Below are 18,426 nucleotides of genomic sequence, written 5' to 3'. Positions count from 1 at the left end.
CAAATTCCCTTCAAGCTTTATCGTGTGGACCTGAATCGGTCCCTGCAGGTTTTCTGAATTGCAATTGTCTTGTTAAGCCGGATCTTCCACTTCCCAGCCCGCTCAGCACTGTATTCTCCTGACCGTCATGCCCGCCATTCACAACCTGCCCAATCCGTTTGGCCAGCGCTGCGATGGTCGGGTTGGCAAACAAATCAACGATAGGAATTTGAAGGCTGAGCGCCTCTTCCAAAATCGCTTTGATCCGTATCAGTGTCAAGGACGTAGCTCCCAGCTCAAAAAAGTTATCATGAATGCTGATGTCCTTGATTCCCAAAAACTCCTCCCAAATCTCTGCAATTTGCTTCTCCAGATGATTGGAAGGCTCCTCGTATTCAGTCATTGCCACGGGACGCTGCCGTTTCTTTTGTCCATCTCCGGACTGCACAGGCTTGCCTTCTGAAATCCCTTGGAGGTGAACCCACTCAGCCAGTCTCTTGTCAAGCAGGCCGGGGGAGTGAACAAGATGGTGGTATCGTTCTGCCGACAGCACCCGTTTCAGGGCCTCAATTCCCTCCTCCGGACTCATCGCCAGGTCACCAATCGAGGATGTATATCCTGCCTCTGCCCTCGTCTCCCGCCTCCATGCTTCCCAATCGATGGTTTGCCATTTGACCTGCCGCTGCTTATTTCTTGTCTTCGTGTACGTATCCATAAATACACTTGCCGCCGAGTAGGCCGCAAACCCATAGCCCCCCAGGACCGCTGCCGTTGAGGACATGAGCAGACAAAAATCAAGCTTTTTATCCTCCAGCACCTTATCCAGAACCAGCAAACCGTCAACCTTCGGCTGGAAAATGGCCCGGCACAGCTCTTGATCCAACTGGGTAACCGGGTTAAAAAACTCAGCTCCCATGTTTGCGGCACAATGGATTACACCGTTAATGCCTCCCAGATCGCCTTCGATAGCCTCAATGGCGTCCGCCATTTGCCCGTAGTCGCTCACATCGGCCCGATAGATGGCGATGCTCGCACCGAGCTTCTCGGCCTGCATCATTTCATGGATGGTCCGGCTTCTGGGATCATCTTCAGGGTGATCTGCCAGCCACTTGTCCCATTCCTGTCTCACCGGGAAAGCGCGCTGAATAACAGCAATGGAGGCGCGATAGTTTATGGCGAGATGCTCAGCAATCATCCACCCGATCATGCCCGCTCCGCCAGTGATGACATACACACCATTAGTCCGAAACAGATCCGGCTTGACGATCTGGGGTTCCAGCTTGATAGGCTGATAGATTGGAACCCATCTTTGGAACCCCCGATAAGAAACCTGCCGGTCACGATATTCTCCGCCCAGCTCCTCTAACAGCATCCGTGCCAATAGTTTAGCCTCTTCCCCTGTTTCTACAGAAGCAGACTGAATGTCTACTGTCAGATGCCGGATATGCTGCATTTCTTGCGGAATCACCAGGCCCAGCCCAATCAAAGGGGCGTTCTCCGGGTACAGTCTTTCCTGCCCCGTCACAGAGAAAACTCCGTCCGTCACAACTTCAATCCTAACCCCCTTGTGTCTGCTATATTGATGGAGGCATTGGACAATATAGGTGACACTGTAAAACCCGTTTTTTTGGCTTTCATGAAATCCAGCCGCATCCAAATGCGCGGAAACCCGCTGCTCCAGGCTCCACAGATGAATCAGGTTATCCGCCTCCGCCTTTTTTTCCTCCAGGTCGGCAAACAGCTTTTGGTAGTCCGTCAGCGCTTCCGGGCGAATCGTATATTCGTGGTCATTGTTCATACTAAATTCATGGCCGCAATAAACCGTAATTACGCGGTGCCCGCTGCTCAATAACGCTTGCCGCAATTCCCTGCTGATGGAATCATGGTTCGCAAAAAGAAGACAGCTCTGCCCGCCCGGCAGCCTGGCCGCCAGCGGCAGTTCCTTCTGCTGCCAGAGCGGGAGATAAAACCAGTCTTCCATATGCGGCTGTTTTTGCAGGAGCGAATGCTTGCCCTTCTGTTGACCCTCCAGCATGTCAAACGGGCTGCCCTCCAGCCCATAGGTTTGCCGTTCAAACGGATAGGTCGGCAGAGAAAGCCTTTTTCTTGTCTCATAGGCATACAGCTTCATCCATTCAATGCTGTGTCCTGCTCCCCATAACTGGCCCAACCTTGTATACAGGTAGTTCTGATCCTCCACTTGTTCCTGCGGATTCCGAATAAGATTAAGGACCGTATGCGACGAATCGCGGTGCACAAAGTATCTCAAAAGCGCACTTAAATTCCGGTCCGGTCCTACTTCGAGGAAGGTTAGCGCTTCATCCTTCAATATCTCCTGCAAGCCATCTGCAAAGCGGATCGAATCGGTTAATTGCTTGCCCCAATACGCTGGTTCGGTGGCTTCCTCATCGGTAATCCAGTTCCCGCTGATGTTCGAAATAAACGGAATCTGCGGCGGATACAAACGGATTTGCTTCATTTCTTCCGCAAATGCTTCCCTGATTGGTTCCATCACCGCAGAATGAAGGGCATAAGCTGTGTCCAGGCGGATGCAGATCTGCCGCAATGCTTTCAGTTGCTCCTCAAACTGTTCAACTGCCGTCCGGGTTCCGCCTACCACGCAAGAAGGGCCATTCACGATGCTTAAGGAGATGTTATGCGGGAGTAGAGGCCGCAGCTCTTCTTCCGTCATCGGAACGCTGAGCATAGCGCCTTCCTCCGTCCCCTTAATCATCTGCCCCCTCTTGATAATCACGCGGATGGCATCCTCCAACTCAAAAACGCCTGCCAGACAAGCGGCGGCGAATTCTCCAAAGCTATAGCCAATCATATATTTGGGCTTGATCCCCAGCTCCATAAGATACCTGCCAAGAGCATACTCAAAGATAAAGACCGCGATTTGATTGATATCAATCCGGTTTAGCTGTTCAATCGCTTCCTCCCGTGCTTCCTGCGGGAAAAGAATGGCCTTCATGGAGAAATCCAAGCGGCGGTCCAACAAGTCAAAACATCTATCAAGCTCTTGCTTAAAAAGAGGCTCCGTGCAATATAGCCCCAGGCCCATATCCACGTACTGATTGCCTAGGCCCGGAAACATAAATACGATCGGCTTGTTCTCCTGTTCAACGGTACTCGTGAATATTTTCCGTGAATGCTTTCCTTTCTCTTTGCCAAGCGGCGACAGCATTTCCGAAAGCCCGCCCGTATGGTTTGCCACGATAAACTGTCTGTGCCCGAAATCCGTTCTCCCGACCTGCAGGGTATAGGCCAAATCCGCCAAGGACACATCAGGATGGTCACGGAGATAAGCCGCCAGATTGCTGCTGTGCTGCTCCAAAGCGCTTTTGCTTTTTGCTGAAATCAGAATGAGCTGTGAATCTCTTCCCTTCGATGACCTTGGCGGCGGGGGCGCTTCTTCCAGAACGATATGTGCATTCGTGCCGCCGATCCCAAAGGAGCTGACCCCGGCCCTGAGCGTGCTGCCTGCGCCTGATAAATCGAACAGCTTGGCATTTATCACGAAGGGAGAATCCGCCAGACTGATTTTTGAATTTAATTTGGTGAAGTGCAAAGTAGGCGGCAGCAATTTGTGCTGTAAACTGAGCGCTGCCTTGATAAATCCGGCGACACCTGCCGCCGCATCGAGATGGCCGATGTTCGACTTCACCGAACCAAGCCGGCAGACACCTGCACTGTTTCCAAAAGCGGCTTTTAACGCCTCCAGCTCAATCGGGTCCCCCAATACCGTGGCTGTTCCGTGCGTCTCAACAAATTGGATCGAAGCCGCCGACACCTCGGCCAGCTGCTGGGCCGTTTGTATGACTTCGGCCTGTCCTTCCACGCTTGGGGCGGTGAAGGCGCTCTTGCGGTTTCCGTCGTTATTGATCGCCGACCCCTTGATTACTGCATAAATATGATCTCCGTCTTGGATAGCCTCCTCATATCGCTTCAGGACTACTACCCCGGCCCCATTTCCCGGAACAGAGCCTTGTCCCTCCTCATCGAACGCCTTGCAGTGTCCGTCTGGCGACAGTATCATTCCCTCTTGATACAGGTAGCCGGATTTCAGCGGCATGGTGATGCTCACACCGCCCGCCAGAGCAATATCACATTCACCGTTCAGCAGCGCCTGAGCCGCAAGGTGAATGGTTACAAGAGAGGTTGAACAGGCTGTATTGATGGTCAGACTCGGCCCTTTTAGATTGAGGCGGTGGGAAATCAGCGTCGATAGATAATCCTTGTTCGCGAACTGGTTCGCGGTAAATGGACCGAGCAACCGGGCACTTTCCGATACATAGGAGAGCGCCTGCCAATAGAGGCTGCCCGCCGCCCCCGCATATAATCCGATCAGGCCCGGATACGTACCGGCACAATAACCGGCATCCTCCAGCGCTTCCCAGACACATTCATGAAAGATGCGGACCTGCGGGTCCATCACTTCGGCTTCCAGCGGCAAGTAGTTGAAGAAGGAACCGTCAAACTGATCGCTGTTCTCCAGATAGCCTTTAGCGCGGACATAACCGGGATGGGACACCGCGGCCGGTTCAAGCCCGCTCTCCAGCAATTCGTCCGCAGTGAAAAATGTAATGGATTCTTTGCCGTTCACCAAATTATCCCAGAAGGTATGAACGTCCGCTGCACCCGGAAACCTGGCCGACATGCCAATGACTGCAATCTCCAGTCCGTTTGTTTGTTTACTCATCTCGGTTTATCCCTTTTCTTTTTGATAATCTTTGCGCTCTTTTCTCATTGCCTTGCAGCAGCAGCTCTTTTCGTCCGGCGTTGCTTGCCGTGTGCCGGGCAGAAGTATTCTGCTTTTGGCTCAGGTAATCCAGAAAAGCTTCAATGGTGCGGTACCGGTACAAATTGGCGATGGAGATTTCAGCGTCTACATGCTGCTTCACCTGCTGATGCAGCATAATCACACTGAGGGAATCCCCGCCGATCTGGAAGAAGTCGTCACGGAGACCCACCCTGTCGATTTGCAAAATCTCTTTCCAGAGCTGTGACATTTGCCGTTCCAGCCCGGTTTTTGGGTGAACATACCGCACTTTCTCCACATGTATTTCCATTTGGGAAAGTGTCTTTCGGTCAACCTTCCCGCTGGAGGTATGGGGGAGCGCATCCAATTGCATGTAAAAGACCGGAACCATATACGCCGGCAATTCCCGGCGTAAATATTCCTTCAGCGCCTCCGTTTCGATCCGCTCCCTGGCTGTAAAATAGCCGCAGAGCGCTTGGCTTTCTGCCTGTCTCCCCTGGCTCACCACGACAGCCGTTTCGATCCGGCTGTCGTATTTCTGGATCGCGGACTCGATCTCCCCCAGCTCGATCCGGTAGCCCCGCAGCTTGATCTGGGTATCTTTTCTCCCCAGATACTCAATGTTCCCGTCTTCCCGCCACCGGGCGAGGTCCCCTGTGAAATACAGCCGTTCTTCCGGCAGTCCAGGCAGCGCCTTGAACTTCTCCGCCGTCAGCTCCGGATTGTTGAGGTACCCCTTCGCCACCTGCACGCCGCCGATGCACAGCTCTCCCGGAATGCCCACCGGCACCAGCCCGCCTTCTTCGGATACGATGTACAGGCGGGTGTTCGCCACCGGCTTTCCGATTGGAATCGAAGCGTCGGACGGGTGTACCTCATAGGAGCTGACATCGATCGACGCTTCAGTGGGTCCGTACAAGTTATGCAGTTCGACCCCTTCGACTCTGCGGAAAAACCGCTCCTTCACTTCAAGCGTCAGCTCTTCCCCGCTGCAAATACAGCGCCTCAGCTGCCCCAATGACGCCTTCTCCGGCAGCGCATGCACAAAACCCGCCAGCATCGAAGGCACGAAATGCAGCGTCGTTATCCCCTGCTCTTGGATTAACCGGTACAGATAATCCGGGTCTTTCTCCCCGCCCGGCTTCGCCAGGCAGACCACTCCCCCGATCATCAGCGGGAGGAACAGCTCCCAGACCGATACGTCAAAGGTATACGTGGTCTTTTGCAGAACGACCTCCTGCTCATCCATCCCGTATTTCTCCGCCATCCAGCGCAGACGGTTCGCCAGTCCCCCGTGGGTCAGCATGACCCCTTTGGGTTTGCCGGTCGAACCGGAGGTGTAGAGCACATAGGCCAAATGATGAGGGCGGATGTCCAGCGCAGCATTATCCCGTTCATATCCGGCATAGCTTGCTTCCTCTTCCACATCCACAGCGGTTACGCCCAGCGCAGCCACCCGGCCCGCGAAGGCGGTCTGGGTCAAGACGAGGCGCAGCCCGCTGTCTTCGATCAAATACCCGGTCCGTTCCGCCGGATAGTCCGGGTCCAGCGGGAGATAGGCACAGCCCGCTTTCCCGATCCCCAGCAAGCCGATAATCATCGCCAGGGAGCGCTCCGCCAGGAGGCCGATGATTTCTTCCCGCTGGCAGCCCCGATCCCGCAGCAAGCGGGCGACCTGGTTGGCCCGCTCATTCAGCTCGCGGTAGGTCAGGCGTTGTCCTTCCCAGACAACGGCCGTTTCGCCCCCCCTTTTCTGCGCTTGTTCTTCGATCAGCGCGATGATGCTCTGACTGAGGTCATACCCCGCCTCCGTCTGATTGAATCCGTACTGTATCTGCTCAGCTTCCTCTGGCCCGAGCAGGCTAAGCTCCCGGATCGTCCGGCCGGGAGCCTGCAGAACCTGCTTGACGATCTGCTGATAATGTCTCCCCATCCGCTGGATCGTGGAGTCCTTGAACAGCGCGGTGGCGTACTCGATGTTAAAGCCCATTTCCCCCTGTTCTTCCCAGGCCTGCAGCATCAGGTCGAACTTGGCAATGCCGCTGTGGAAATCGCAGCGCTCCACCTGGAGACCGGAGAGGTGCAGCCGGCTCCGGTCCCGCTGCTCCCAGGTGAACATGGTGTCGAAGAGCGGATTGCGGCTGACGTCCCGCTCCTTCTCAATGTCTTGCACCAGCTCTTCGAAGGGATACCCTTGGTGGTCAAAGGCGTGCAGGCAATACTCGCGTACTTCCTGCAAATAATCCAGCACTGGCTTCGCTCCGTCCGGGCGGCTGCGGAGGGCCAGCGTGTTGACAAAGACTCCCACTGTATCTTCCGTATCCACGCCAACACGGCCGCCCACCGGTGTGCCTACCCAGATCTCTTGTTGCCCGCTGTATTTCGAGAGCAAAATGGTAAAGCAGCCCAGCAGCAGCATGTACGGCGTAATCTGGTGGGTCTGGCAGAACGCCTGCAGCGAGCCGCTGATTTCCCCGGTCCAGGCAAACGGGCGGAGCGAGCCGGCAAACTGCTTGAGCGGCGGACGCCGGAAGTCGGTTGGCAGATCCAGCATCTCGTAGCCGTCTTTGTATTGCTCCAGCCAAAACGCCCGTTCCTCTTGCCAGAACGCCGAATCCCTGTTCTGCTGCCAGACGGCGTAGTCCTTGTACTGTATCCGGGGCTCCGCAAGCGTCCGTCCCTCGTAATACGCCAGGAAATCCCGGACCAGCAGTTCAATGGACAGCCCGTCCGAGATGATATGGTGCATATCAATCTGCAGCACATGGCATTCGTCCGCTACACGCACCAGCCGTATCCGCAGCAGCGGAGCCTGATCCAGCCGGAACGGCTGCACGAAGCCCTGCAGCGTCTCTTCCACTCCGGCCCCCGGCAGTTCGGAGTATTCAATGGCCAACGCTGCGTCAGGATCTACCTTTTGCACCAGCGCTTGTCCCATCAATGCAAAGCTTGTCCTCAGCGCCTCATGCCGCCGGATCAGACCGCCGCACGCGGCTTCCACCCGTTCGGGGTCCAGCTTGCCGCGCAAGACAAATGCCCCGGGGATATTGTAAGCGATGCTGTCCTCATCGAATTGCTGCAGCGCATACAGCCTTTTCTGCTGGGAGGAAACCGGATAATACTCTGCTTCCGGCGCTTTCGGGATGGTGACGGCTTGTACCGGTGCCTGCCTCTGGATCACTGGCAGCAATTCCCTGATCGTCGGGTTTGCAAAAATCTCAAGGACGGTTACATTCACATGAAAAGCTTCGGATATTCTGGCTTTCAACACGATTGCCGCAAGCGAATTACCGCCCAGTTCAAAGAAGCTGTCCGCCGGAGAAATATTCCCGCAGCCCAGTGTCTCTCTAAAAATGGTCTCCAGCATTTGCCCTTCCTTACTGGAGATAACCTCTGTCATCGTCTCCTTGCTGCTAGGGCTTACAGCCGCTTCCGCCAGTGACTTTCGGTCAACCTTCCCGCTGGAGGTATGGGGGAGCGCATCCAATTGCATGTAAAAGACCGGAACCATATACGCCGGCAATTCCCGGCGTAAATATTCCTTCAACGCCCCCGTTTCGATCTGCTCCCTGGCTGTAAAATAGCCGCAGAGCGCTTGGCTTTCTGCCTGCCTCCCCTGGCTCACCACGACAGCCGTTTCGATCCGGCTGTCATATTTCTGGATCGCGGACTCGATCTCCCCCAGCTCGATCCGGTAGCCCCGCAGCTTGATCTGGGTATCCTTTCTCCCCAGATACTCGATGTTCCCGTCTTCCCGCCACCGGGCGAGGTCCCCTGTGAAATACAGCCGTTCTTCCGGCAGTCCAGGCAGCGCCTTGAACTTCTCCGCCGTCAGCTCCGGACGGTTGAGGTACCCCTTCGCCACCTGCACGCCGCCGATGCACAGCTCTCCCGGAATGCCCACCGGCACCAGCCTGCCTTCTTCGGATACGATGTACAGGCGGGTGTTCGCCACCGGCTTTCCGATTGGAATCGAAGCGTCGGACGGGTGTACCTCATAGGAGCTGACATCGATCGACGCTTCAGTGGGTCCGTACAAGTTATGCAGTTCGACCCCTTCGACTCTGCGGAAAAACCGCTCCTTCACTTCAAGCGTCAGCTCTTCCCCGCTGCAAATACAGCGCCTCAGCTGCCCCAATGACGCCTTCTCCGGCAGCGCATGCACAAAACCCGCCAGCATCGAAGGCACGAAATGCAGCGTCGTTATCCCCTGCTCTTGGATTAACCGGTACAGATAATCCGGGTCTTTCTCCCCGCCCGGCTTCGCCAGGCAGACCACTCCCCCGATCATCAGCGGGAGGAACAGCTCCCAGACCGATACGTCAAAGGTATACGTGGTCTTTTGCAGAACGACCTCCTGCTCATCCATCCCGTATTTCTCCGCCATCCAGCGCAGACGGTTCGCCAGTCCCCCGTGGGTCAGCATGACCCCTTTGGGTTTGCCGGTCGAACCGGAGGTGTAGAGCACATAGGCCAAATGATGAGGGCGGATGTCCAGCGCAGCATTATCCCGTTCATATCCGGCATAGCTTGCTTCCTCTTCCACATCCACAGCGGTTACGCCCAGCGCAGCCACCCGGCCCGCGAAGGCGGTCTGGGTTAAGACGAGGCGCAGCCCGCTGTCTTCGATCAAATACCCGGTCCGTTCCGCCGGATAGTCCGGGTCCAGCGGGAGATAGGCACAGCCCGCTTTCCCGATCCCCAGCAAGCCGATAATCATCGCCAGGGAGCGCTCCGCCAGGAGGCCGATGATTTCTTCCCGCTGGCAGCCCCGATCCCGCAGCAAGCGGGCGACCTGGTTGGCCCGCTCATTCAGCTCGCGGTAGGTCAGGCGTTGTCCTTCCCAGACAACGGCCGTTTCGCCCCCCCTTTTCTGCGCTTGTTCTTCGATCAGCGCGATGATGCTCTGACTGAGGTCATACCCCGCCTCCGTCTGATTGAATCCGTACTGTATCTGCTCAGCTTCCTCTGGCCCGAGCAGGCTAAGCTCCCGGATCGTCCGGCCGGGAGCCTGCAGAACCTGCTTGACGATCTGCTGATAATGTCTCCCCATCCGCTGGATCGTGGAGTCCTTGAACAGCGCGGTGGCGTACTCGATGTTAAAGCCCATTTCCCCCTGTTCTTCCCAGGCCTGCAGCATCAGGTCGAACTTGGCAATGCCGCTGTGGAAATCGCAGCGCTCCACCTGGAGACCGGAGAGGTGCAGCCGGCTCCGGTCCCGCTGCTCCCAGGTGAACATGGTATCGAAGAGCGGATTGCGGCTGACGTCCCGCTCCTTCTCAATGTCTTGCACCAGCTCTTCGAAGGGATACCCTTGGTGGTCAAAGGCGTGCAGGCAATACTCGCGTACTTCCTGCAAATAATCCAGCACTGGCTTCGCTCCGTCCGGGCGGCTGCGGAGGGCCAGCGTGTTGACAAAGACTCCCACTGTATCTTCCGTATCCACGCCAACACGGCCGCCGACCGGTGTGCCTACCCAGATTTCTTGTTGCCCGCTGTATTTCGAGAGCAGAATAGTAAAGCAGCCCAGCAGCAGCATGTACGGCGTAATCTGATGGGTCTGGCAGAACGCCTGCAGCGAGCCGCTGATTTCCCCGGTCCAGGCAAACGGGCGGAGCGAGCCGGCAAACTGCTTGAGCGGCGGACGCCGGAAGTCGGTTGGCAGATCCAGCAGCTCGTAGCCGTCTTTGTATTGCTCCAGCCAAAACGCCCGTTCCTCTTGCCAGAACGCCGAATCCCTGTTCTGCTGCCATACGGCGTAGTCCTTGTACTGTATCCGGGGCTCCGCAAGCGTCCGTCCCTCGTAATACGCCAGGAAATCCCGGACCAGCAGTTCAATGGACAGCCCGTCCGAGATGATATGGTGCATATCAATCTGCAGCACATGGCATTCGTCCGCTACACGCACCAGCCGTATCCGCAGCAGCGGAGCCTGATCCAGCCGGAACGGCTGCACGAAGCCCTGCAGCGTCTCTTCCACTCCGGCCCCCGGCAGTTCGGAGTATTCAATGGCCAACGCTGCATCGGGATCTACCTGTTGCACCAGCGCTTGTCCCATCAATGCAAAGCTGGTCCGCAGCGCCTCATGCCGCCGGATCAGACCGCCGCACGCGGCTTCCACCCGTTCGGGGTCCAGCTTGCCGCGCAAGACAAATGCCCCGGGGATATTGTAAGCGATGCTGTCCTCATCGAATTGCTGCAGCGCATACAGCCTTTTCTGCTGGGAGGAAACCGGATAATACTCTGCTTCCGGCGCTTTCGGGATGGTGACGGCTTGTACCGGTGCCTGCCTCTGGATCACTGGCAGCAATTCCCTGATCGTCGGGTTTTGGAACACCTCATGCATGGTTAAATGAACGCGGAAGGCGTCTGCAATCTTCGAGATCAGGGAGATCACCTTCAGGGAATCAAATCCCCGCTCGAACAGATCATCATCTTCGCCAATAGCTGTGCCCCCGATGATATCCGTTGTGATCTGGACAAGCATGGCGGCTTCACTGCTCATTGGACTTCGCTCAGCTTGAACCGGACTTGCCTCGGACTCCACCGGTGCTTCCTGCACACCATAAGTGTCCCGGCCTGCCGCCGCTTCAATGGCCGGGCTTCCCGCAGCATAGCGAAAATCCCGGAGCCAATAGCGTTTTTTCTCAAAAGGGTAGCCCGGCAAAGGAACTCTTCTTCGTTGTTCATTGCTGTAAAAGCGGCTCCAATCAACAGGAACGCCGTATACCCATAATTGCGCGGCCGTCCTTAACAGATACTCGTCATCCGCTGTTTTTTTACGCTCCGCCCGCAGGGTATCGAGCAGCTTCTGCTTGCGGTCAGGCTGTATAAAGCGCTGAACCAGCGTGCATAGATTCCGCCCTGGGCCGATCTCGATGAACAGGGTATTCTCTTGCGACGCAAGCTTCTTGAATCCTTCCGCAAAGCGTACAGGCTCCCGCAAATGACGCACCCAATGCTCCGGAGAGGCTGCCTCTTCGGGTGTGATGACATCTCCGGTTACACTGGATACGAAAGGAATAGCCGCCGGATTACAGGTCACACTCATCACACATTCCCTGAATTCGCTTACCATCGAATCGAGCATTTTGGAATGACCCGCGTGTGAAATCTGCAATCGCATGCTGATGATTTTTTGGCTCTTGAGCCGAGCTTCAAAATCGGCAATACTGTCCTTGCTTCCAGAAACAATACAAGACTCATCGTTAACAGCGGCAACCGACAGAGTGGATGGAAGCATTTGCAGCAATGCCTCCTCCTGCAGCGGAACCGTAATCATGAGCCCTTCAGGCAGCTTCTCCATAAGGACTCCCCGCTGATAGGTCAGAAACAAGGCATCCCGCAAGGAAAACACACCTGCCAGACACGCAGCGACATACTCTCCGATGCTGTACCCGATCATACTCAGCGGCTCAACCTGCCAATTCATCAGCAGCCATGCCAAAGCGTATTCCAGCGCAAAATGAAGAGGCTGGGAGACGCTCTGTCTGTGAATATGCCCCTCTGCCTGCTGCTCCCGCTCATCCGGGAATAAAAAATCCCGATAGCGCAAACCGGAAATCTCCTGCAAAACCGTCAAGCATTCATTCAGTTTGTCCCGGAAAACCGGCTCATGACGATAAAGATCCAGAGCCATATTTACATATTCTGCACCTTGGCCCGAAAACATGAATACAACGGATGGGGCCTGCTCCGAAACCACGGCCTCCCATCTTTTGCTTGTCTCTTTCGCCGTAAGAATATCTATGGCTTCTTTGGTTTCTGTACAGAGAAAAGCAGAACGATGTCTAAAACTCTTCCGCCCCACCTTCAACGTATACGCGGCATCAGCCAAATGCACACTGGGATTACGTTTGAACGACTCTCTTACTTTTCCCTTCAAATGGTTCAGCGCCGGCTCCGTTTTAGCGGATAGGGTCATAATGACGTAACGTCTATGGGCAGGACCCGAGTCCACCTGCGGTGCTTCCTCCAGTATCACATGCGCATTGCTGCCCCCTTGCCCAAACGAGCTTACACCCGCCCGCAGCGGATAGTTGTCCTCATTTCGCAAATCAAGAAGCTGGGTATTCACATAAAACGGGGAATCCTCCAATACAATATGTGCATTGATCTCATCACAGTTGAGCGAAGCAGGAATCATTCTTTTTTGCAGGGACATGGACGTTTTCATCAGCCCTGCGATTCCGGCGGCAGCTTCCAAATGTCCGATATTCGTTTTGACGGAGCCCAGTCCGCAATAATTTTTCTTAGTTGTGTTAAAAGCCCGTTTGAGCCCTTCGATTTCGACCGGATCACCCAATACCGTCCCTGTTCCGTGCGCCTCAATATAATGAATCTGTTCGGAGCCAAGGCCGGAACGCTGAATGGCCTTCTGGATGACCGCTGCTTGTCCTTCTGCGCTTGGAGCGGAGTAACCCGCTTTACGGTTTCCATCGTTATTCACGGCAGTGGACTTGATAATGGAATAAATATGATCCCCGTCGGCAAGGGCATTCTTGAGGCGTTTCAGGACGACCAGCCCCACTCCGTTGCCGGTCACGGTGCCTGATGCCTTTTTCTCAAAAGCTCTGCAATGCCCATCCTTGGACAGGACCATCCCTTCCTGGTGGATATAACCCATTTCATCAAGCAGCGTAACCGCAGCGCCTCCGGCAACCGCAATGTCACAATCGCCAAAGAGCAAGTCCTTGTAGGCACGGTCAATGGCCACCAGCGAGGTGGAGCAGGCGGTTTGGACGGTGATCGCCGGTCCCCGCAGATTCATGCGATAGGCAATCAGCGTAGCGAACGAATTGCTGTTCATGTTATAGATTTGATACTGATCTGAAGCATACAGGGAAGGGCTGAAGTTCTCGGGTACCCAATAAATGTTATACGAAGATCCGATGTACAGTCCGATTGCTCCAGGGTAGGACTCCGGTTCATATCCGGCATCCTCCAGCGCATGCCAGGCACACTCATGGAGCAAGCGAATCTGCGGGTCCATCCACCTGGCTTCGGCAACGGTATACCCGAAGAAATCAGCATCAAAGCAGTCGCTGTCCTCTAGCTTTCCTTTTGCCCTCACATACTTGGGATTGTTCAAAAGCTCACTGTCAATTCCAAGCGCCTTTAATTCCTCGTCGGTGTAAAATTTGATCGCTTCTTTCCCATTCACCAGGTTGCTCCAGAACTGTTCTTTGTCAGCAGCCCCTGGAAAACGGCCGGCCATCCCGATAATAGCCACATCCGTATCTTGGAAGTCTAGGGTTGGAGGCTGGAAAGCCTTAGGTGCTTCGGGTTGCAGCCGCTGCCGGGCTTCGCCGCTTGCTTTTTTCGTTGTTTCATTGCAGTAACTGACAAATTCATGGATCGTCGAATAGTCAAAAATGGTTTGAACCGGGACCTCCATATTCAAACGGGTCTTTAATTCATTACATAGATGAATGACCTTCACCGAGTCGCCGCCGATATCAAAAAAGCGGTTGAATATGCCCACTTTCTCCGTCTTCAGTACCTTTTTCCAAATCTCTGCAACCTCATTTTCCAGCTTGCTGCGCGGCTCTACCAGCTTTCCAGGCTGAACCATGCGGTCAATTTTCATATGGGCGAGTGCCTTCCGGTCCACCTTTAGATTGCTCGTATAGGGAATCTCGCCGATTTCATACAAATAAGCCGGCACTGCATAATACGGGAGCTTGCTCTTGAGAAACGTTTGGAAATCCTCACGGACAAATCCGCCGCCCGTCACCAGATAAGCGGCCAGCGCCGAGTCGCGGGCCTCTTTCACTTCGATGACCACCACATCTTTTACAGCAGGATAGCTTTTTATTGTGCTTTCTACTCCGCCAATTTCGATCCGATGTCCCCTGACTTTGACCTGGCCATCGTTTCTTCCTACGAAGTGAAGTCTTCCATCCGGCAGCCAATACGCGTAATCCCCGGTACAATACAGCCTTTCCTCCCGATGAAACGGATTCGCAATGAACCTATCGCCGGTTAATTCGGGCTGGTTAAGATATCCTTTAGCCACACCTTTCCCGGAGATGCATAGTTCTCCCGGATAACCCAAGGGGCGCAGATGTTTGTCTTTGGATAAAATATAGATGCCTGTATTGGCAATGGGCTGCCCAATAGACATGGTATCCTCAAGCTCCTGCACGGTAGACCAAACGGTCGTTTCCGTCGGTCCGTACACATTGTAGATCTGATGCTCCGTGATTCCGCGCAAGGATTGGTACAGATCTTCGGGAAAGGCTTCCCCGCCGATCAGAATTTTTCTCGGCTGCTGAAGACAACCGGCTAAGGAAGAGTCTGCAAGCATTCTCATACGTGACGGCGTCGCTTGGAGAACATCGATGGACTCTTGTTCGATGAGCCGCAATATGGCATCAGGGTCTTTCTGTACCCCATCGGTGGCGAGCACGAGCTTCATGCCCAAACAAAGCGGCAGCAAGGATTCCAGGACGAATATATCAAAGGAATAGGTCGTGAGCGCCAATATCTTATCGTCATGCCGGAATCCGATTTTTTGGTCCATGCCATATATAAAATTCACTACGTTTCCATGGCTGACCATAACGCCCTTGGGCGTCCCGGTCGATCCCGACGTATAGATCACGTAAGCAAGATCCTCCGGGGTTGAAGGAGAGATGCCGGCTTCACGGGAGTATCTGCCGATGTCCTGCAAACCGTAATGTCCCTGCAGCATGTCTTGATCCATACATAAGAGCGTCAGGCGGACCGGTTGCTTCCCATCCATGCCCATTATGGCCTCCGTGTACCTCTGGACGGTGACGATTACTTGAATCTGCCCGTCCTGCACCATGGCTGCGATGCGTTCCTCTGGCAGCATTGGATCAACCGGTACATAAGCTCCTCCCGATTTCAAGATTCCAAGCATCGCGATCAGCAGTTCAGGCCGTCTGTCCATGCAGATGCCAACCAGCTGGTTAGGCTTAATCCCCTTGTCGATTAAACAATTCGCCAGCTGATTGGCTTGTTCATTGAGCTGCCGGTAAGTGTAGACCTGACCTGCATAACGAAGCCCAATCCGGTTAGGCTCCTTGTCCGCTTGCTCTTCAAATAGCCGATGAATGGTTTTTTCGGCTGGAACCGCAACGTACGTATTCGTAAATTCCTGCAGCAGCTTCCTTTGTTCTTCCGGAAACAAAAAATCAGCAGCAGCAACCGGTGCTGCCGGATGTTGAACAAGCGCAGACAGGATCAACTGATAGCGGGATGCTGCCTCGTTAACAAATGACTCACTATACATCTGGCTGTTATAATCCACAACGAATTCAATGGAATTCCATAATGTAATCGAGATGGACAGAGGATAGTTGGTTTCCTCTCTATATGAGAAGGAATCGATAATCATATTCCGACTATTCAAGTTATTTTGCAAAGGATAATTCTCAATCACCAGAATCGTATCAAATAATTCTTTTTCAAAAGGCATCCCGCTGTAGCGTTTGATATCCCTGAGCGGTGTGGAGCCATACAGTTGTCTTGCATTCAGAGATGCAAATACTTTCTCCAGAAGAGCCTTGAAGGTTTCTTCCGGGTCAATCCTGAGCCTGAGCGGCAGCGTGTTAATAAATAAGCCGACTGTATCTTCCCATCCATGCATAGCCTCTTCCCGGCCCGAAATGGTTGTGCCAAACACAATGTCCCTGCTGTCGGTATAAAAAGCCTGAAGGAGCGCCCATGCTGCATAAAGGTAACAGCTTACCGGGTATTTCCCCTCCTGCTTTATCTCTTCATAGAGAGCAAGGGGCAGCTCCATACGAAGCTGCTTGTTCCCTTCCGCCTGATTCCCGGATGGACTGGCCGGAAGAATATCCTGCAGCCATACGGGATTAACATCCTGCAAATATCCGGTCCAGAACTTTTCCTGCTCCGCCTTGTCCTTGTTTCGGGTCAGCCCGATAAATTCCTTATATCTCTTCTTGGGTGCAGCGGATGGCTGCTGATGATTCAGGAAAAGCTGATAGGCTTCCATGAATTCATTCAGGATAATCCCCGTACTCCACCCGTCGAACAAAATATGATGATGGCTCAGAAGCATTTGATAGTCGGCTTCAGCGAACAGGTACAGACAGACGCGGAAAGCCCCTTCCGTTAGATCAAACCTGTTGTTTCTGTCATCATCCATAATCTTTGCAATACATACACTGCGCTCATCTGTGCTCTGGGAAGAAGCATCGATAATTTGCAGGAATTGGGACCGCTCTTTCAGAATAATCTGCACAGGCTCTTTGACGCCTTCCCAGCGATAAACCGCCCGGAGCATCTCATTGCTGGAGACAACATGCTGCCATGCCGCCTCAAAAGCGGAGAGATCAACCCGGGATGCAATGTGCAAACTCACCTGTTCGAAATACAGGGTACTGCTGGGCTCCTTCAAATAATGAAAAAGCATCCCTTCCTGCATCGAACTAAGAGAGATGATGTCACTCACATGATTTGCATCCAATTTCTTCATATTTCCTTGATCCTTTTTGGCTGATAATATTTATTCGCGCCATACAAGGCGATCATTTGCTGCTGAAGCTGTGAAGTCCCTTCAATGATTTCAAGGACCTTTGCCTCTCTGAACAGACGTTCCACCGGAAACCGGCTGCTGCATCCGTTGGCTCCGAGAACCTGAATCGCATCGGCGGCAGCCTTGTTGGCAACGGTAGACGAGAAATACTTGGCTGCTGTCGTTTGGATGGCAGCATCCGGGTGATTGTCTATTCTCATCCTCGCGGCCTCCTTGCATAACGAACGTGCAGCCATAACATTCGTGACATTATCTCCGATAATGCCCTTGATGAGCTGATGGTGAAAGATTTTTTGCCCGGACTGGCTTCTTTTTCTGGCGTAAGTAACCATCACATCCAAGGCCTCCTGCGCCAAACCTACACCCATCCATGCTACATTGAAGCGCCCATAGTCCAAGGCAAAATTGGCGATGCCGGCAAAACCCATCCCTTCCTTGCCAACCATCATTTCCGGTCCGACCTCAACATCGGTTAGCTCGACGTCAGCAAGCTGTGAGGCGGCGCACGACATCAGTCCCTTCATTTTGGATATATTCACGCCTTCCAGATTGCGGTCCACGAGAAAAGCACTGACGGCCTTGTTCGATTGTTCGGCAGCAATGACGATAAAAAAATCAGCGATTTCGCCGAAGGATATCCATCTTTTCCGGCCTGTAATCCGGTAGTTATCTCCGACTTTTACGTAAGCGCTTTCAACATCCTTCGCTCCGCTTCCCACTCCCGGCTCGGTCAACGCAAAAGCGCCGATCTTTTCTCCCCTGGCGATGGGCAGCACATACTTCTCTTGTTGGTAGTCCGTTCCCCAACGGATGAGCGTCTCGCCTACCAAACCTGTGCTTACGGTAAGAAGCATGGCAGCGGACAAGGCTCCCTTGCCGATCTCTTCAACCAGACTGCCGTATTCAAGCGGGTCCAGCTGCAGCCCCCCGAACTCCTCAGGGAAGCTCGCGGCCAGGTATCCTTGTTGCCCCATCTTCCGGATTAACTCCGGGGGCAGTGCCTGCTGTGCTTCAAAATCAGCCGCGAAGGGCCGGATATCTTCCTCGACGAACTGCTTCACTTCTTCCAGAATGCTGTGTGAAATATTTCTAGTCATCGCCATTTTTCATTCATCCCATCATTAGAGTGTATGTTCTGAAAAAGACCCAACAG

Annotated in this window: 3 protein-coding genes; all 3 read right to left on the bottom strand. The window is 54.0% G+C overall.

Features of this window, described 5'->3' with window-relative positions; translation table 11 throughout:
* Nucleotides 1-10: 10 nt before the first annotated feature.
* The 3 genes from PGRAT_RS07725 to PGRAT_RS07715 are packed head-to-tail and all read right to left on the bottom strand — an operon-like array spanning nt 11 to nt 18,376.
* A complete protein-coding gene (locus tag PGRAT_RS07725) occupies nt 11-4,681 on the bottom strand; it encodes a type I polyketide synthase (RefSeq protein WP_047171580.1) in 4,671 nt (1,556 codons plus the stop codon).
* Nucleotides 4,674-17,213 (bottom strand): hybrid non-ribosomal peptide synthetase/type I polyketide synthase, encoded by a 12,540-nt coding sequence (locus PGRAT_RS07720; protein WP_042266329.1) that lies wholly within the window; start codon nt 17,211-17,213, stop codon nt 4,674-4,676. Before PGRAT_RS07720 ends, PGRAT_RS07725 begins: the two co-directional genes overlap by 8 nt.
* Nucleotides 17,210-18,376, bottom strand: a complete 1,167-nt coding sequence (locus PGRAT_RS07715; protein ID WP_025707641.1) for an acyl-CoA dehydrogenase family protein — start codon at nt 18,374-18,376, stop codon at nt 17,210-17,212. The genes PGRAT_RS07720 and PGRAT_RS07715 overlap by 4 nt, the downstream gene beginning before the upstream one ends.
* Between the last annotated feature and the right edge of the window lie 50 nt (nt 18,377-18,426).

Source organism: Paenibacillus graminis (assembly GCF_000758705.1).
Classification (GTDB): Bacteria; Bacillota; Bacilli; order Paenibacillales; family Paenibacillaceae; genus Paenibacillus_AQ; species Paenibacillus_AQ graminis.
Note: the sequence above shows the minus strand (reverse complement) of the source record. Positions and strands in the feature narration are given on the sequence as shown.

Coding starts and splice junctions, on each gene's coding strand:
- PGRAT_RS07725 (WP_047171580.1), bottom strand. CDS start 4,681: ATGAGTAAACAAACAAACGGACTGGAGATTGCAGTCATTGGCATGTCG.
- PGRAT_RS07720 (WP_042266329.1), bottom strand. CDS start 17,213: ATGAAGAAATTGGATGCAAATCATGTGAGTGACATCATCTCTCTTAGT.
- PGRAT_RS07715 (WP_025707641.1), bottom strand. CDS start 18,376: ATGGCGATGACTAGAAATATTTCACACAGCATTCTGGAAGAAGTGAAG.